Source organism: Cytobacillus gottheilii, from assembly GCF_001636345.1.
Lineage (GTDB): Bacteria > Bacillota > Bacilli > Bacillales > Cytobacillaceae > Cytobacillus > Cytobacillus gottheilii.
In genome coordinates, this window is the sequence record NZ_KV440945.1 from 1,440,211 (window position 1) to 1,459,100 (window position 18,890).

General features: G+C 40.0%; 16 protein-coding genes. 15 read left to right on the top strand and 1 reads right to left on the bottom strand.

Annotated features, from left to right (window positions below):
- Positions 1–55: 55 nt before the first annotated feature.
- The 9 genes from tig to A6754_RS06895 all read left to right on the top strand — a co-directional run bounded on the left by tig (position 56) and on the right by A6754_RS06895 (position 11,652).
- Positions 56–1,342, top strand: coding sequence for a trigger factor (gene tig / locus A6754_RS06855; protein WP_066443120.1), 1,287 nt, complete (start codon positions 56–58; stop codon positions 1,340–1,342).
- A 772-nt stretch (positions 1,343–2,114) separates the two neighbouring features.
- Positions 2,115–3,380: an ATP-dependent protease ATP-binding subunit ClpX gene (clpX, locus tag A6754_RS06860; RefSeq protein WP_066443121.1), complete on the top strand. Its 1,266-nt coding sequence runs from the start codon at positions 2,115–2,117 to the stop codon at positions 3,378–3,380.
- A 579-nt stretch (positions 3,381–3,959) separates the two neighbouring features.
- Positions 3,960–5,627: an ATP-dependent protease LonB gene (lonB, locus tag A6754_RS06865; protein ID WP_066443122.1), complete on the top strand. Its 1,668-nt coding sequence runs from the start codon at positions 3,960–3,962 to the stop codon at positions 5,625–5,627.
- A 259-nt stretch (positions 5,628–5,886) separates the two neighbouring features.
- Positions 5,887–8,214, top strand: coding sequence for an endopeptidase La (lon, locus tag A6754_RS06870; protein WP_066443123.1), 2,328 nt, complete (start codon positions 5,887–5,889; stop codon positions 8,212–8,214).
- Positions 8,211–8,801, top strand: a complete 591-nt coding sequence (gene yihA / locus A6754_RS06875) for a ribosome biogenesis GTP-binding protein YihA/YsxC (protein ID WP_066443124.1) — start codon at positions 8,211–8,213, stop codon at positions 8,799–8,801. The genes lon and yihA overlap by 4 nt, the downstream gene beginning before the upstream one ends.
- Positions 8,802–8,918: 117 nt before the next feature.
- On the top strand, positions 8,919–9,209 hold the full coding sequence (locus tag A6754_RS06880; protein ID WP_066443125.1) for a hypothetical protein: 291 nt from the start codon (positions 8,919–8,921) through the stop codon (positions 9,207–9,209).
- A gap of 198 nt (positions 9,210–9,407) precedes the next feature.
- A complete protein-coding gene (locus tag A6754_RS06885; RefSeq protein ID WP_066443126.1) occupies positions 9,408–10,190 on the top strand; it encodes a transporter substrate-binding domain-containing protein in 783 nt (260 codons plus the stop codon).
- Between the two features lie 63 nt (positions 10,191–10,253).
- On the top strand, positions 10,254–10,901 hold the full coding sequence (locus A6754_RS06890) for an amino acid ABC transporter permease (RefSeq protein ID WP_066443127.1): 648 nt from the start codon (positions 10,254–10,256) through the stop codon (positions 10,899–10,901).
- A 13-nt stretch (positions 10,902–10,914) separates the two neighbouring features.
- Positions 10,915–11,652: an amino acid ABC transporter ATP-binding protein gene (locus A6754_RS06895; protein ID WP_066443128.1), complete on the top strand. Its 738-nt coding sequence runs from the start codon at positions 10,915–10,917 to the stop codon at positions 11,650–11,652.
- Positions 11,653–11,749: 97 nt separating this feature from the next.
- Here A6754_RS06895 and A6754_RS06900 read toward each other — a convergent pair whose 3' ends face one another.
- Positions 11,750–12,232 (bottom strand): LiaI-LiaF-like domain-containing protein, encoded by a 483-nt coding sequence (locus A6754_RS06900; RefSeq protein WP_066443129.1) that lies wholly within the window; start codon positions 12,230–12,232, stop codon positions 11,750–11,752.
- Between the two features lie 307 nt (positions 12,233–12,539).
- Here A6754_RS06900 and hemA point away from each other — a divergent pair, with 307 nt between their 5' ends.
- The 6 genes from hemA to hemL are packed head-to-tail and all read left to right on the top strand — an operon-like array spanning position 12,540 to position 18,809.
- Entirely contained in the window at positions 12,540–13,886 is a 1,347-nt protein-coding gene (gene hemA, locus A6754_RS06905) for a glutamyl-tRNA reductase (protein ID WP_066443130.1), read from the top strand.
- Between the two features lie 12 nt (positions 13,887–13,898).
- Positions 13,899–14,732, top strand: coding sequence for a cytochrome C assembly family protein (locus tag A6754_RS06910; protein ID WP_066443131.1), 834 nt, complete (start codon positions 13,899–13,901; stop codon positions 14,730–14,732).
- A 34-nt stretch (positions 14,733–14,766) separates the two neighbouring features.
- Entirely contained in the window at positions 14,767–15,699 is a 933-nt protein-coding gene (hemC, locus tag A6754_RS06915) for a hydroxymethylbilane synthase (RefSeq protein WP_066443132.1), read from the top strand.
- On the top strand, positions 15,699–16,481 hold the full coding sequence (locus A6754_RS06920; protein ID WP_066443133.1) for a uroporphyrinogen-III synthase: 783 nt from the start codon (positions 15,699–15,701) through the stop codon (positions 16,479–16,481). Before hemC ends, A6754_RS06920 begins: the two co-directional genes overlap by 1 nt.
- Before the next feature lie 18 nt (positions 16,482–16,499).
- Positions 16,500–17,480 (top strand): porphobilinogen synthase, encoded by a 981-nt coding sequence (gene hemB / locus A6754_RS06925; RefSeq protein WP_066443134.1) that lies wholly within the window; start codon positions 16,500–16,502, stop codon positions 17,478–17,480.
- Between the two features lie 42 nt (positions 17,481–17,522).
- On the top strand, positions 17,523–18,809 hold the full coding sequence (gene hemL, locus A6754_RS06930) for a glutamate-1-semialdehyde 2,1-aminomutase (RefSeq protein ID WP_066443135.1): 1,287 nt from the start codon (positions 17,523–17,525) through the stop codon (positions 18,807–18,809).
- Positions 18,810–18,890: the final 81 nt, after the last annotated feature.

An 18,890-nucleotide genomic window follows, 5' to 3' on the forward strand; every position in this document is an offset into this window, starting at 1 on the left:
TCATACCATTTCGTGAAAAATGAAATGATCATAGATTTTGGAGGGAACTAATTGTATGTCAGCTAAATTTGAAAAGCTTGAAGGGAACCGTGGGGTTCTTACAATTGAAGTAGATGCAGAGAAAGTAAACGAAGGTTTAGACGCTGCATTTAAGAAAGTCGTTAAACAAATCAATGTACCAGGCTTCCGTAAAGGAAAAATGCCTCGTGGTATGTTTGAAAAGCGTTTTGGCGTAGAATCTCTTTATCAAGATGCTGTAGATTATCTATTACCGGATGCATATGCAAATGCAATCGACGAAACTGGAATTGAGCCAGTGGATCGTCCGGAAATCGATGTTGAGCAAATTGAAAAAGGCAAAAACTTAATCTTCAAAGCAACTGTTACAGTTAAGCCAGAAGTAAAATTAGGCGAATACAAAGGAATCGAAGTAGAAAAATTCGAAACTGAAGTGACAGAAGAAGATGTAACAGCTGAACTTACTGCTATGCAGGAAAAACAAGCTGAGCTTGTTGTAAAAGAAGAAGGCAAAGCTGAAAACGGCGATACAGTTGTTATGGACTTCGAAGGCTTCGTTGATGGAGAAGCATTTGAAGGCGGCAAAGCTGAAAACTATTCTTTAGAATTAGGTTCAGGCCAATTTATTCCAGGATTTGAAGAGCAATTGGTTGGTGCAGCTTCTGGAGAGTCTAAAGATGTTGAAGTTACTTTCCCTGAAGAATACCATGCAGCTGAACTTGCTGGAAAAAAAGCTACTTTTAAAGTAACTGTTCACGAAATTAAAGGTAAAGAGCTTCCTGCTCTAGATGATGAGTTTGCAAAAGATGCTGATGAAGAAGTTGAATCTTTAGATGCACTTAAAGAAAAAATCAAAACTCGTTTAGAAGACAGCAAAAAGCATGAAGCTGAGCACCATGTACGTGACACTGTTGTTGAAAAAGCAGCTGAAAATGCTGAAATCGATGTTCCTTCTGCAATGGTTGACACTGAAGTTGACCGCATGCTTCAAGAATTCGAACAGCGTCTGCAAATGCAAGGCATGAATCTTGAGCTTTACTTCCAATTCTCTGGTCAAGACGAAAGCGCATTGCGTGAGCAAATGAGCGAAGAAGCTGCAAAACGTGTTCGTGTAAACTTAACAGTTGAAGCGATCGCTAAAGCTGAAAACATTGAAGTAACAGAAGAAGAGATTTCTGCTGAGCTTGATAAAATGGCTGAAATGTACAACATGGGCGTAGACGCTATTACACAAGCACTTGGCGGTAACCTTGATGCATTAAAATCTGATCTTCAAATGAAAAAAGCAATCGATTTACTTGTAGAAAACAGCAAAACTGTATAATATAATAGATAAAAATAAGGCGCGATTTTGATCGTGCCTTGTTTTGTACTCCAAAGAAATACTACATAACTCTTGTATCTCCTTGCTCTGTGAAAAGACAAAAATGATAACGTATTACATAGAAACCATGTATTCTTGCAAAAGATACACTTATGGAAATCAGACACTATGGATATCCTTAAGAAAGTACATATTTTTTTCGTTTACCGAAAAGACCCGATTTGACTTACATGATGATAAAACCAATGCCGGTTTTCTTTGACTAAAGCAAGCATTAACAGCATAAGGTATGTGAAGCCTCTGGCTGTGCACCTGTCAAACGGCAAGTTTTATCTTTGGCAATCGCTTTATGGCGATCGCTTGTTTTTTCATAACCAGCGAATCATATTTACTGAATGAAGTACATATTCTATTTTCAACCATAAGCGTTATCATTTCCTGTCTGCTGTAAATATGTGTTACAATGCAGTACATACTTGTTTTGGGAAAAATTTAAAGTTACGTTTAAATGCCTAATATGAGAGGGAAAAGTAAGTAACATAAATATTTATGTGCTTATTTTAGATTACTCTTTTTTAGCAGCCGGAAAATTAGTTGGAGTAAGTCACGATGCTGTAATGGTATATATTCTTTGACCATCTAAAGTGAGCAGCATTGCAGAGAGCCTATTCCATACATATATCTAATCTATTTTCGGGTCAGTCAACGGAACGTTCAGTGAAATAGGATTCGCGGTTATATATCTTTTCAGTTTTTTTGAGGGGTGAAGGAATTGTTTAAATTTAATGATGAAAAAGGACAGCTAAAGTGCTCCTTCTGTGGGAAAACACAGGACCAGGTCCGAAAGCTTGTTGCGGGACCAGGTGTTTATATTTGTGACGAATGTATTGAACTTTGCACGGAAATCGTGGAAGAGGAGTTAGGAACAGAAGAAGAAGTAGAATTTAAAGATGTTCCAAAGCCTTCTGAAATTCGTGAGATTTTAAATGAATATGTTATTGGGCAGGATCAAGCTAAGAAGTCACTTGCTGTAGCCGTTTATAATCACTATAAGCGCATCAATTCAAACAGCAAAATTGATGAAGTAGAGCTTGCAAAGAGTAATATTGCAATGATCGGACCGACTGGTAGCGGAAAAACATTGCTCGCACAAACTCTTGCGCGTATTTTGAACGTACCTTTTGCTATTGCAGACGCAACTTCTTTAACGGAGGCAGGTTATGTTGGTGAGGATGTTGAAAACATTCTGCTAAAATTAATTCAATCTGCTGATTATGATGTTGAAAAAGCTGAAAAAGGCATCATTTATATTGATGAAATTGATAAAGTGGCACGTAAATCTGAAAATCCGTCGATTACTCGCGATGTTTCAGGTGAGGGTGTTCAGCAGGCTTTACTGAAAATTCTTGAAGGCACTGTGGCAAGTGTTCCTCCACAGGGTGGAAGAAAGCATCCACATCAGGAATTCATCCAAATCGATACAACAAATATCTTATTCATTTGCGGCGGTGCATTTGATGGCATTGAGCAAATCATTAAACGCCGCTTAGGTCAAAAGGTAATTGGGTTCGGTTCTGATAACAAGCAAAACGAGCTAGAGCAAAAAGAACTTCTTTCTAAGGTTCTTCCAGAAGACCTGTTGAAATTTGGATTAATTCCTGAGTTCATCGGCCGTCTTCCAGTTATTGCGAGCTTAACGCAGCTTGATGAAGAAGCACTAATTGAAATCTTAACGAAACCAAAAAATGCTCTTGTAAAACAATATCAAAAAATGCTTGAGCTTGATGATGTTGAGCTTGATTTTGAAGATGAAGCTCTGATCGAAATCGCGAAAAAGGCAATCGAACGTAAAACAGGTGCACGTGGTCTTCGTTCTATTATTGAAGGCATTATGCTTGATGTTATGTTTGAACTTCCATCTCGTGATGATATTAAAAAATGCATCATTACGAAAGACACTGTTCTTGACACTGGGGCACCAAAGCTTGTTCTTGAAGATGGAACCATTGTTGAAGAAGAACGCAAAACTTCTGCATAAGGATATAAATGCAACATTTCTGAGAAAAGTCGACTTCGGTTGGCTTTTCTTTTTTGGGCTTTTTTTGAAAACTATTTGCTTTACGGCTGGGCTAGTGCTTAGCAAACGCATGGGTCATAACAGGCATAGTACTAAGCTGGTTTTATATTTTTTCTAAAATGCAGAATTAGAAATTTCATAAATAGGCGGAAGATTTCCGCTTAAATCGTAAAATCACTTAAAATGTACTTAAATAGACGGAGTAATTCCGACTAACTAACTGAAAAACATGAAAATGGGCGATTCTAATCAATATAGCCGGAAAATCTCCCCTTATTTTGCTTGAAAATAGGTCAATTTGTGAAATAAGGGTAAAACCTCCGCTTATTTCACTGGTTTCCCCTTAAATTAAGGGCAAAAAAAGTACCTATTCTCTATAGAGGGATTACTAAGAATATAAGAGCTGTTTTTATCAATCAAATAAAGAAATAAAGAACGTATACAAGTCCTTTCAACGGATTTTTCTTTTTCTGTTTATTCCAACCATGTCGGGGAGATACTAGCAGTTAACAGCTAGATTAAAATTCAGGAGGGAACGACATGAGTTGGACGGGGATTGCGTTATTTATTCAATTGTTTTTTGGGATTGTCATTGGGTTGTATTTTTGGAACTTGTTAAAAAGTCAGCGCACGCAAAAAGTATCCATAGATCGCGAATCTAAAAAAGAAATGGATCAGTTAAAGAAGATGAGATCCATTTCGCTGACTGAGCCTTTAGCAGAAAAGGTGCGTCCTGCTACATTTGCTGATATTGTCGGCCAGGAGGACGGAATAAAAGCTTTAAAAGCAGCGCTATGCGGACCGAATCCTCAGCATGTCATTATCTATGGACCGCCTGGTGTCGGGAAAACAGCAGCTGCAAGATTAGTATTAGAAGAAGCAAAGAAGAATAATAAATCACCATTTAAAGCTTCATCCATATTTATAGAACTTGATGCAACAACAGCCAGATTTGATGAGCGCGGGATTGCCGATCCATTAATTGGATCTGTCCATGATCCGATTTATCAGGGAGCTGGCGCGATGGGGCAAGCTGGTATTCCTCAGCCAAAGCAAGGTGCAGTAACAAATGCACATGGCGGAGTTCTGTTCATTGATGAAATTGGAGAGCTTCATTCCATTCAAATGAATAAGCTTTTAAAAGTCTTGGAAGATCGAAAAGTATTTTTAGAAAGTGCCTATTATAATGAAGAAAACACCCAAATTCCATCGCATATTCACGATATTTTTAAGAACGGGCTTCCTGCGGATTTCCGTTTAATTGGAGCAACAACAAGGACACCGAGTGAAATCCCTGCTGCCATTCGCTCCCGCTGCATGGAAGTATTTTTCCGTGAGTTATCAGAGGAAGAAATTGAGTCAGTGGCATTGAAAGCTTCTGAAAAAGTAAAGTTATCAATCAGTAAGAAAGCATTAAGTACACTCGCATCCTACGCGAGAAATGGCAGAGAATCTGTTAATATGATTCAGATTGCAGCTGGATTAGCGATTACTGAAGAAAGAAATTACATAAAAGACGAAGATATCGAATGGGTTGTTCAATCCAGTCAGCTCACTCCAAGGATGGAACGGAAAATTGGTGAAAAAGCAGCTGTTGGACTTGTGAATGGGCTCGCTGTGCATGGTCCCAATAGCGGGGCACTGCTCGATATCGAGGTCACTGTGATTCCTGCCCATGATAAGGGCAGCATCAATATTACGGGTATTGTTGATGAAGAAAGCATTGGCGGACAAGGGAAGTCGATTAGACGCAAAAGTATGGCGCGAGGTTCCATTGAAAATGTTTTAACGGTTTTAAGATCAATTGGTGTTCCGGCAGATGAGTATGACATTCATGTTAATTTTCCAGGCGGAGTGCCGATTGACGGCCCTTCAGCAGGAATTGCAATGGCAACGGGGATCTATTCGGCGATCTATAAGCTGCCAGTTGATCATACCATCGCAATGACAGGAGAAATTAGTATTCATGGATTTGTAAAACCTGTTGGCGGTGTGTATCCAAAGATCAAGGCTGCGAAAAAAGCAGGAGCCTCCACAGTCATTATCCCGCAGGAAAATCATCAAAGTATACTGCAGGAAATTGACGGCATAACCATTATTCCTGTCAGCCATTTAAGCGAAGTATTTAAAATTGCGATTCAAAAAGACGGCTATAAAGAACAATTATTATCCATGCCAATCGAACTGTCCAAGAAAGAAAGCATGTAATATCCCAGCTTGCAGTGTAAGAACTGCAAGCTGATTTATTGTCTAATTGTCTTCTGTTTCTCCGAATGGAATAGGATAGAGAAGCTTGAGGAAAAATAACGGTACTAGAGGCATAATGAGCCTGTTCTTATTTGATACTAAGGCAAGTACGTGAAGAAAGTGGCTAAACAGTCGACACTGCAAGGTAAATAAGATAGAATTGTACAAAGAAATCAGCAATTATTAGGGTTTTAGATTTGCATTTGGAGGTGCATGAGAAATGACGAAAAAGGAAGAAATCATCGTCCCCCTCCTGCCGCTTAGAGGCTTGCTTGTATATCCGACAATGGTGCTTCATTTAGATGTTGGCCGTGAAAAATCAGTACAAGCGCTTGAAAAAGCAATGGTAGATGACCATTTAATCTTCTTAACTACGCAGAAGGATATGTCTATAGATGACCCTTCAGAAGACGATTTGTATCACATGGGTACACTGACAAAAGTGAAGCAGATGCTGAAGCTTCCCAATGGTACAATCCGCGTGTTAGTTGAAGGTCTCAAAAGAGCAGAAGTAATGGAATTTTATGATGAGGATGAATACTACTCCGTTAATGTTGAAGTTCATGAAGATCCCGAATCGAAGGATGTAGAGGATCAGGCATTAATGAGAACAATGCTTGAATACTTCGAGCAATACATAAAGGTATCGAAAAAGGTATCGGCAGAAACGTATTCATCCGTAACAGATATAGAAGAACCAGGCAGGCTAGCAGATATTATTTCATCGCATTTGCCTTTAAAGCTTAAAGAGAAGCAGGATATTCTAGAAACACTTGATGTGAAAGCAAGAATGAATACAGTGATTGAAATTATTCATAATGAAAAAGAAGTCCTTAACCTCGAAAAGAAAATTGGCCAGCGCGTAAAGAAATCAATGGAACGAACGCAAAAAGAGTATTACCTGCGCGAACAAATGAAGGCCATTCAAAAAGAACTGGGCGATAAAGAAGGCAAGACAGGCGAAATAGCAGACCTGACTGATAAAATTGAGAAGGCAGGCATGCCGGAGCATATTCAGGAAACAGCATTAAAAGAGCTGGGAAGATACGAAAAAGTACCTTCAAGCTCAGCTGAAAGTGCAGTAATCCGCAATTATATCGAATGGCTTATTTCTCTTCCATGGACAAACGCTACAAAAGATGATTTAAACATTCAAAAAGCTGAACGTGTTTTAAACGAAGAGCATTATGGCCTTGAAAAGGTAAAAGAGCGTGTCTTAGAATATTTGGCTGTTCAAAAGCTTACTAACTCATTAAAAGGCCCGATTCTTTGTTTAGCCGGACCTCCAGGAGTTGGTAAAACAAGTCTGGCCAAATCAATTGCAAGCTCGTTAAACCGCAATTTTGTGAGAATCTCACTGGGCGGGGTCCGTGATGAATCGGAAATCCGCGGTCATAGACGTACGTACGTTGGAGCCATGCCAGGACGGATTATTCAAGGGATGAAAAAAGCCGGCACCATCAATCCAGTCTTTTTATTAGATGAGATTGATAAAATGTCCAGTGATTTTCGCGGAGATCCATCATCTGCCATGCTTGAAGTATTAGATCCTGAACAAAACCATAATTTCAGCGATCATTATATTGAAGAAACCTATGACTTATCAAAAGTGATGTTCATTGCCACAGCAAATAATTTAAGCACAATTCCCGGTCCGCTCTTAGACCGTATGGAAATCATTACAATTGCCGGATATACGGAACTGGAAAAAATCCATATTGCCAAGGATCACCTTCTTCCGAAACAGGTGAAGGAGCATGGTCTGACAAAAGGACAGCTGCAGATTCGCGAAGATGGCATTCAAACGCTTGTCAGATACTATACGCGTGAAGCTGGGGTCCGGAGTTTAGAGCGCCAGCTTGCGACAATCGCCAGAAAAACAGCTAAAATCATTGTTTCTGGTGAAAAGAAAAAAGTTATTATCTCAAGCAAAAATGTCGAAGAATTTCTTGGTAAAGCCAAATTCCGTTATGGACAAGCAGAACTAGAGGATCAAGTAGGGGTTGCTACAGGACTAGCTTACACAACAGTAGGTGGAGACACCCTGCAAATTGAGGTCTCGCTTTCTCCTGGAAAAGGAAAACTTGTTTTAACAGGAAAGCTTGGAGACGTTATGAAGGAATCTGCTCAGGCAGCATTCAGCTATGTTCGCTCAAAAGCGGCTGAGCTTGATATTGATGAAAAATTTCATGAAAAATATGATATTCATATTCATGTTCCAGAAGGTGCTGTTCCTAAGGATGGACCATCTGCTGGGATTACCATCGCGACAGCACTTGTTTCAGCTCTTACTGGGAGATCGATCCGCAAAGAGGTTGGCATGACAGGTGAGATTACGTTAAGGGGCCGTGTGCTTCCTATTGGCGGCTTGAAGGAGAAGTCGCTTAGTGCACATCGTGCGGGTTTAAGAAAGATCATCCTGCCAAAGGATAATGAAAAGGATATTGATGATATCCCTGAAAGTGTGAGAAGTGAACTTGATTTTGTGCTTGTTTCTCATTTAGATGAAGTGCTGAAGCACGCATTGAATGGTGGTTTGCATTCATGAAGGTAGTATCATCAGAAATTGTTATCAGTGCCGTTAAACCCGATCAATATCCTGAAAGTAATCTGCCTGAATTTGCACTGGCAGGGAGATCCAATGTCGGGAAATCATCATTTATTAATAAAATGCTAAACCGAAAAGCACTTGCCCGCATTTCTTCTAAACCTGGAAAGACACAAACCTTGAATTTTTATTTAATCAATGAAATTCTTCACTTTGTGGATGTTCCGGGATACGGATACGCAAAAGTTTCCAAGAAAGAGCGGGAAGCTTGGGGCAAAATGATTGAAACATACTTAACATCAAGGGAGCAGCTCAAAGCTGTAGTCCTGATTGTCGATCTGCGTCATCCTCCTACAAACGATGATGTGATGATGTATGAATTTTTAAAGCATTATAATATTCCATGTGTAATCATTGCCACCAAAGCGGATAAGATTCCGAAATCAAAATGGCAAAAGCATCTAAAGGTTACAAAAGAAACATTAGATCTGGACCCGCAAGATTCTGTTGTTCTATTTTCATCTGAAACCGGTCAAGGAAAAGATGAAGCATGGTCAATCTTAAAAGGGTATATGAGACAGGGATAGTTGGATAAAGGAGTATGGCAAATTATTGCCTGCTCCTTTTTTTATTTTCAGCAAACATTTTAATGACATAATTGTTCAATCAGCCCGATAAAATTGAAATAAAAGGAGAGATTGTGTATGTGGAAATCATTCTTTATTGGAATTGGATTGGGTTTGGCTTTTATTATTTTAGCTTTTTTAACAGATCATTCTATGTTATTTAGCTATATAACAGGAGGTTTAGCTCTTATTGCTCTGCTGATCAGCGGTATTGCGACTAATCGCTGGAGTAAGGAAAAATCAAATGCAGGGTCAACAGATGTTATAAAAGTAAGTACCGAACCAGTTAGAAACAGCAAAAGTATGTATCGCCTCGCTCTATTCAGTGCCCCGCTTTTAATCACCACATTATTTCTATATTTTACTTAAGAGAATACTAAGTTCATAAGAATACGGAAGGAAAACCACTTATATCCATGAATTAGTATCTGTGAAGTTAACAGAAACTGGCATAGAGTTAATTAAGGTGAATTATCACAAAATATGAATTTTGAGATAATTCTGTTTGATTGTTAAGGTTAAAGGGTAAGAATTTTAAGCAGAACAAAAAAAGGGGGAATAAGGAAAATGCAAATCTTTAAAAAAGGCATCTACGGAATATTGCTTGTTATGATTCTTTCAGCATGTGGTGCGGAAGAGGCGTCTTCTGGCGGAAAAGCATTAGTGGATGAAGGAAAATTTACATATGCTTCTTCTGGTGAATTTAATCCGTTTTCTGTAACAGAAGCAGATGGAACCATGACTGGGTTTGATATTGAAGTCGGAGAAGCTGTAGCAGAAGAACTTGGACTGGAACCGGTTCAGAAGAAAACAAAATTTGGCGGAATTGTAGAAGGTGTGAAAGCTGGCCGCTATGACGCAGCAGTTGCAAGTCATACGATCACAGAGGAACGACTAAAGGCAGTCGACTTTTCAATTCCGTATTATTATTCAGGACCGCAAATCTTTGTGCGTCCAGATAGTTCAGTCGAAACACTTGAGGATCTGGCTGATTTAGAAGTGGCTGTTGCAAAAGGAACGACATATGCTGAAGAAGTTTTGCCTGTAACCGATAATGTTAAATACTATGATAGTGATGTAGTCGCTTTAGAAGCATTGAGTAAAGGGAAGCATGACGCGGTTGTGACAGACTTTATTACCGGCAAGGAAGCGATCGGATCTGGAATGACGATTGAAGGACGTGATTTGCTGGGTGTTGGCGAGCAGGCCATTGCAGTCAGCAAGGATAATCCTGAATTGCTGGAAGAAATAAATGCAGCGCTTGAGAAACTGCACGAAAATGGAACATTGAAGGAAATCAGTGAGAAATATATCGGTGAAGATATTACAGTGAATCCTGAAGATGAATAAACCATTTGAGGCGGATGTTCGAAAGCATCCGCCTTTTACAATGTTTTAAAGGAGGGAAAATGAATGGATTGGTTAACAACGTTTATTGATACAGCACCGATCTTTTTAAAAGGGATGCTGCTTACGTTTCAGCTGACAGTTGTCTCGGTCATTATTGCCATTGCAGTCGGGCTGCTGTTTGCATTTTTAAAAATCTCCAAGATAAAAATACTTGAAGTAATTGCTGATGTATATATATTTGTCGTGCGCGGAACTCCGCTTGTTGTCCAAATCTTTATCTTTTATTTTGGTTTGACCTCGCTCAATATTTCAGATTTCTGGGCTGTTGTGCTCGGACTGGCCTTCCATAACGGTGCTTATATTGCTGAAATATTTAGAGGGGCTATTCAATCCATTGACAAAGGTCAAATGGAAGCCGGCAGATCACTTGGGATGACAAGGAGCCTGGCTATGCGGAGAATTATTCTTCCGCAGGCAAGCAGAAGGGCACTTCCTCCACTTGGAAACCAGTTCATTATTGCGTTAAAGGATTCTTCACTTGCATCCTTCATAGGAATGTATGAATTATTTAATGTTGCCACAACACAAGGTTCCATTTCCTATGACTATATGACTTATTTATTAATTGTTGCCGTCTACTACTTAGTACTTGTCTTGTTCTTCTCTATTATTGTCAGCTTAATTGAAAAAAGAATGTCCATAAGTGATTAAGGAGGTGTCTATAATGACTAAGTCAATTATTGTTGAAGTAAACAAGCTGAATAAATCTTTTGGTGATCTCCATGTGTTAAAGGATATCGATTTGACTGTAAAGGAAAGTGATGTCGTTTGTTTAATTGGGGCAAGCGGATCTGGTAAGAGCACATTACTGCGCTGTTTAAACTTTCTTGAAATGAAGGACAGCGGCAGTATAAGTATTGAAAGTGAAGAGATAGATCAGCACACACATGATTTAAATGCAGTAAGACAAAAGGTAGGCATGGTCTTTCAGCATTTTCATCTTTTTCCGCATAAAACGGTTCTGGAGAATGTGATGGAAGCGCCATTACATGTGAAAAAGCAGCCAAAAGTGCAAGTGAAAAAAGAAGCACAGGAATTATTAAAAAAAGTTGGACTTTCAGATAAAGAGAATGTGTATCCTTCAAAGCTCTCAGGCGGTCAAAAACAGCGGGTTGCCATTGCCAGGGCTTTAGCAATGAAACCGGATATCATGCTCTTTGATGAACCGACTTCTGCGCTGGATCCAGAGCTGGTCGGTGAGGTTTTAACGACCATGAAAGAGCTGGCGGAAGAAGGAATGACCATGGTCGTGGTCACACATGAAATGGGTTTTGCCAAGGAAGTTGCAGACTGGGCTGTCTATATGCATGACGGACGAATTGTAGAAGTGGGCCATCCGGATGAACTTTTTACAGCGCCAAAGGAAGAAAGAACGAAAAACTTTTTAGATTCTGTATTGTAAAAAGTGTTTAGATAAAAAAGGACGGGGAAAGATAACGTAAACTCCCTGTCCTTTTGCATTTACAGTTTATGATTACTTGGTTTATAGCAGCTGAACATTATTTCTTCTTAATTAGGAGAAACAGCCCGGCAACCATTAATAGCAGCGGCCAAAATCTCCAAGCAGTTGAAACGCTGCTTGGTAAAATACCAAGCCATCCCAGTATAGTGTCGTAGAAAAGCAGGAGAACAGCAAGAATTAAAAAAAGGAACCCTTGAAAAAGACCTGCACCTGTCTTTAAATAACGAAGCAAAAAGGCTAAAGCGATGATTAAAATAAAGCTTCCAATATGGTCCGGCCAAATTTCCAATCTATTAACTATATGAAAATGCACCCCAAAACCAGTGAGAATGACTCCTGGGAGAATCGCTTCATAATCTTTTGCTCCATAGCCCTGAATTAAAAAAGCAATGCCGACAATAATTAATAATGTTGGCCAAGAGTATAATGGCTGTAATAAAGAGATATTTAACTGCTGCAGAAAAAAATAGGCTCCAAATCCGAGCAGAATCATCCCTGGAAAGAGACGCTGATTTCGCATATATTTTCACCACTTTCGGTCATGTTTACTTGAATATAAGTGTGATATTTGTTACTGTACATAAGGGAGTATTTCGATCTATTTATTATGTAAGCAAGATGCTGTTGATCTTGCTAGAAGCTATATAATTGGCTTCTTTACCATATTATCAGATTTTGTGCTGTTTGCACGGTAAATCTGTAACACTGCAAACATATATAGATAAACTTAAGTTCATAATCTGTTCACATGTTCGTGACGGATTTATGTCTAGAAGTGATATAATTAGAGTAGCGAACTATGTAATCATTCTGGGGGTGTCAATTTCATGCATATTTTAGTTGTTGGTCTTAACTACAGAACTGCCCCTGTAGAGATACGAGAACGTTTAACATTCAATCCTGCGCAGCTTGGGGAAGCAATGCAGGCTTTGCAACAGAAAAAGAGCATTCTTGAAAACGTTGTTATTTCAACGTGTAATCGTACGGAAATATATGCGGTTGTCGACCAGATCCATACTGGCCGTTACTATATAAAAGAGTTTCTATCAGAATGGTTCCAAATTGAGCAAAGTGAATTTTCTCCGTTCTTATTCATATATGAGCAAGAAGGGGCAATGGAACACTTATTTAAAGTATCATGCGGTCTTAATTCTATGGTGCTTGGCGAAACACAGATTCTTGGACAAGTGCGTTCAAGCTTTTTGCAGGCACAAGAAGAAAAAACGACAGGTACAATCTTTAATCAGCTATTTAAGCAGGCTGTCACATTAGGAAAAAGAGCACATTCTGAAACGGATATTGGAGCTAACGCGGTATCTGTCAGCTATGCAGCTGTTGAGCTGGCTAAGAAGATCTTTGGCTCTCTTGAAAACAAGCATGTGCTGATTCTTGGTGCCGGTAAAATGGGTGAGCTTGCGATTCAGAACCTATATTCAAATGGAGCTAAGAAAGTTACGGTTATTAATAGAACATTTGAAAAAGCACAGAATCTTGCCAGCCGTTATGATGGACAAGCAAAATCGCTGCAGGAGCTGCAATGCGCTCTTGTTGAAGCGGATATACTAATTAGCTCTACCGGTGCTAAAGGATTTGTAGTTACGAAAGAGTTAATGGAAACCGTAGAAAGAATGCGCAAAGGCCAGCCGCTATTTATGGTAGATATCGCTGTGCCGCGTGACCTTGATCCTTCTTTAACAGAGCTTGATAGTGTGTTCTTATATGATATTGATGATTTAGAAGGCATTGTTCAGGCTAACTTGGCTGAACGGGAAAAAGCAGCTGAAACGATTCAGCTTATGATTGAAGCTGAAATTGTTGACTTTAAGCAATGGCTAAACATGCTTGGAGTTGTGCCTGTTATTTCTGCTTTAAGAGAAAAGGCGTTGACGATTCAAGCAGAGACAATGATGAGCATCGAGAGAAAGATGCCGCATTTGAGCGATCGTGACAAAAAAGTATTGAATAAGCATACGAAAAGCATTATTAATCAGCTATTAAAAGATCCGATTCTTCAGGCGAAAGAATTAGCTGGACGCAAGGATGCAGAAGAGGCATTAGACCTTTTTGTGAAGATCTTTAATATAGAAGATATTGTTTCAGCCCATGAAAACGTGAAAACGGAACAGGCTAGTCAAACTCGGACTATAGTTCCGCAGCCTTCCTTACAAGTATAGTGAGGTCTGGCCATGTTTGACATCTATATGACGAGGCTGCATGAATTTACGGTTATTCTGTATGCTTTATGTGTACTCTTATATTTTATCGATTTTCTTCATAATAACCGGAAGGCGAACCGAGCTGCCTTCTGGTTACTTTCATTTGTATGGGTTTTACAAACGCTCTTTTTAATTCTATATATGTTCGAAACAGGCAGATTTCCTGTGCTGACGATCTTTGAAGGTTTATACTTTTACGCATGGGTGCTAATATCTCTGTCACTTGCCATTAATACGTTGCTGCGTGTGGATTTTACTGTGTTTTTTACTAACATCATCGGTTTTATTTTTATGGCGATTCACACATTTGCTCCCGTACAATTTGAGTCAACCGTACTCGCTGGCAGGTTAATGTCAGAGTTATTATTTATTCACATAACAGTAGCCATACTATCTTATGGAGCATTTGGCTTATCATTTGTGTTTTCGCTCCTTTATTTAATTCAATATGATCTTTTAAAAAGAAAGAAATGGAATTCCCGCCTTGTGCGGTTATCTGATTTAGCGAAACTGGAACATATGTCATATGTATTGGCTGTGATTGGGGTTCCGTTATTGATGATTAGCCTTATACTTGGTGTACAATGGGCATATATAAAGCTTCCCGATATGTCCTGGCTTGATTCGAAAGTAGTTGGTTCATTTCTAGTGCTGATTCTATATAGCATCTATTTGTACCTTCGAGTAGGCAAGGGCTTCTATGGTAAGAAACTGGCTTATTGGAATGCTGCCGCTTTTCTAGTTGTATTAATTAACTTTTTCTTATTTGGAAAATTATCATCTTTCCATTTTTGGGATCAATAACTGTCTAAGTACGATGTAAACATAGGAGGCCATCATGAGAAAAATTATCGTGGGTTCGCGAAGAAGTAAGCTGGCACTTACACAAACAAACTGGGTTATCGCTGAATTGAAAAAATTAAATCCCAGCTATGAGTTTGAAGTGAAGGAAATCGTGACAAAGGGAGATAAAATCCTGGATGTTACATTATCCAAAGTTGGTGGAAAAGGATTATTTGTAAAAGAAATTGAACAGGCTATGCTTGATAAAGAGATTGATATGGCTGTACATAGTATGAAAGATATGCCTGCCGTTTTGCCTGAAGGGCTCGTCATTGGCTGTATACCAAAACGGGAAGATCACCGTGACGCCTTAATTTCAAAAGGACATATTAAGCTTTCAGATTTAAAGCCTGGCTCTGTCATTGGTACAAGCAGCTTACGCCGTGGAGCGCAACTGTTGGCAAGACGTCCGGATTTAGAAATCAAATGGATTAGAGGAAATATCGATACACGTCTTGCGAAGCTTGAGACGGAAGATTATGATGCCATTATTTTGGCTGCTGCTGGACTTGCACGCATGGGCTGGTCACAGGATGTTGTTACAGAGTTCTTAGACCCTGATCTTTGCCTGCCAGCTGTTGGACAAGGAGCATTATCTATTGAATGCCGCGGAGAAGATGAAGAACTATTATCACTGCTTGAGAAGTTTGCATGTGAGGAGACAACCAAAACGGTTACGGCAGAAAGAGCGTTTCTCCACAATATGGAAGGCGGATGCCAGGTTCCAATTGCGGGCTATGCCACACTTAAAAATGATGGAGAAGTGGAGTTAACAGGACTTGTTTGTTCTCCTGATGGCACGACCATGCTGAAGGAAATGTCTGCTGGAGCTGATGCTGAGGCTGTAGGCATACAAACAGCATCCTCACTGACTGAAATGGGTGCAAAGGACTTAATTGACGAAGTAAAACGGGAGCTTGGAGAGTAATGTCTGCTTCGTCCTCTCTGCTCGGCAAAAGCATGCTGATTCCCAGAGGAAAGCAGCATGCTAAACCAGTTGCTGAATTGGTAAGAGATCTAGGGGGAATTCCGGTGGAAATTCCTCTCATCTCTTTTAAGCCGACCATAACACAGAAAGATGCTGCCAGATTAAACGAAACATTACATACATATGACTGGCTGATTTTTACGAGCAATGTAACGGTGGAAACATTTTTTGCGCATGTGGATACAAAAAGTGAGCTGCTTCCGAAAATGGCAGTAATCGGCGACAAGACGAAGGAAGTACTGGAAGCTAAAGGGCTGAACGTTGACTTTGTGCCATCTCAATATGTTGCGGAAGGCTTTATAGAAGAGTTTTTGCCTTTAATTCAAAAGGGTGAGCACATTCTCATTCCAAAAGGAAATTTAGCAAGAGATGCGATCGCCTCTGCTTTACGCAGGAAAGAAGTAATAGTGAAAGAAATCATCGTCTATAAAACCGATATGCCAGATGATAGCAAAGCGCTATTAAAAGAAAAACTGCTGGACCATCAGCTGGATATTATTCTTTTCACAAGTCCATCCACAGTTGATCATTTTATGGATGTTGTTCTTGAAAACGATCTGGCAGATCAAATAAAACGATGTATTATCGCCTGTATTGGACCGGTATCAAAAGCCAGGGCGGAAACACATGGTTTGCATGTTCATGCAATCCCGGATCGATATACGGTGAAAGATATGCTAAATGAAATCATTCAGTATTTAAAAGAGATAGAAACAACATAAAACAAGGAGGATTCTATTATGGACCTACAATTCAATCGTCACCGCAGACTTCGTAAGACAGCTAATATGAGAGCGCTTGTAAGAGAAAATAGACTGCATACAGATGATCTTATTTATCCAATCTTTGTTGCAGAAGGTCAGGATATTAAAAGAGAAATAACATCCATGCCTGGCATTTATAACTTATCCTTGGACCACCTTCATGCTGAACTTGAAGAAGTAGTATCTTTAGGCATAAAATCGGTTCTGCTATTTGGGATTCCTGAAGAAAAGGATGCGTGCGGCACGCAGGCTTATCACGATCATGGCATTGTACAGGAAGCAACAAGATTAATTAAAGAAAGCTTCCCTGAGCTGATTGTTATTGCGGATACATGCCTATGTGAATTTACAGACCACGGCCATTGCGGTCTTGTGGAAAATGAAGAAGTTTTAAATGATGAGTCACTTGATTTGCTAGTGCAGACGGCTGTCAGTCAAGCAAAAGCAGGAGCTGATATCATTGCTCCATCCAATATGATGGATGGCTTTACAGCAGCAATTCGTGATGGATTGGATGAAGCAGGATTCGAAAATGTGCCGATTATGTCCTATGCTGTTAAATATGCTTCAGCCTTTTACGGACCGTTCAGAGAAGCGGCTGACAGCACACCTCAATTCGGTGACCGCAAAGCCTATCAAATGGATCCGGCAAACCGCCTTGAAGCAATTAGAGAAGCAGAGTCTGACTTGGTAGAAGGTGCCGACTTCCTTATTGTGAAGCCAGGGATGCCGTACTTGGATATTGTCCGCGATGTAAAGAACAATATCAATCTTCCGCTTGTCATTTATAATGTGAGCGGAGAATACTCCATGGTCAAAGCAGCCTCTCAAAACGGCTGGATTGACGAAGAGCGAATTGTAATGGAAATGCTGACAGGCATGAAGAGAGCCGGCTGTGATCTGATCATTACGTATCATGCAAAAGATGCGGCAAGATGGCTGAAAAAGCAAAACTAATAAAAAAACAATCTTTAACTAAAAAACGAAAAGAGGGATCGTATGCGTTCTTATACTAAATCCATTCAAGCGTTTGAAGAAGCGAAAAAGCTATTGCCTGGCGGAGTTAACTCCCCTGTCCGTGCATTTAAATCTGTTAATATGGATCCAATCTTCATGGAGCGCGGAAAAGGATCAAAGATTTATGATATTGACGGCAATGAATACATTGATTATGTCCTTTCGTGGGGACCGCTAATTTTAGGTCACAGTAATGACCGCGTGGTTGAAGCAATCAAAAAAGTGGCTGAAAACGGGACGAGCTTTGGGGCTCCAACAGAAATTGAAAATGAGCTTGCCAAGCTTGTCATCGAGCGTGTGCCATCGATTGAAATCGTGCGTATGGTTTCTTCTGGAACAGAGGCAACAATGAGTGCCCTTCGCCTGGCGAGAGGCTATACTGGCCGCAACATGATTATGAAATTTGAAGGCTGCTACCACGGTCATGGTGATTCCTTGCTTATCAAGGCTGGTTCTGGTGTTGCCACGTTAGGACTGCCAGATAGTCCTGGTGTGCCTGAGGGTGTGGCTAAAAATACTATCACAGTTCCTTACAATGACCTTGAGAGCGTAAAGCTGGCATTTAATCAATATGGAGATGATATTGCTGGTGTAATTGTTGAGCCAGTTGCCGGCAATATGGGTGTTGTGCCGCCACTGCCGGGATTCCTTGAAGGACTTCGTGAGATCACAGAGCAAAATGGAACACTTCTTATCTTTGATGAAGTGATGACAGGCTTCCGCGTAGATTATCAATGTGCACAAGGCTATTTTAACGTTACACCTGATATTACATGTTTAGGGAAAGTCATCGGCGGTGGACTGCCAGTTGGTGCATACGGCGGGAAAGCTGAAATTATGGAAAGAATTGCACCGAGCGGACCAATCTATCAGGCAGGTACCCTATCAGGAAATCCGCTTGCCATGACAGCAGGGCTTGAAACATTAAGTCAGCTGACACCAGAAACTTATAAAGAATTTGGACGCAAAGCAGACATGCTGCAGTCAGGCTTAAAAGCAGCAGCAGAAAAATACGGAGTTCCGCATACGATTAACCGCGCTGGTTCCATGGTTGGCATCTTTTTCACAAACGAAAAAGTAACAAACTATGATCAAGCGAAAACATCTGATTTGAACCTATTTGCTTCCTACTATCGTGAAATGGCAAATGAAGGGGTCTTCCTTCCGCCTTCACAGTTCGAAGGATTATTCCTCTCAACTGCACACAGTGACGAAGACATTCAAAACACAATTAAAGCAGCAGAAACTGCTTTTTCAAGAATTATGTAATACAGTGGAGGAGGCTGGGACAAAACCTACCTCCAAGATAAAAAAGCCGGTGAAATTTTACTCATTGTAAAATTTCACCGG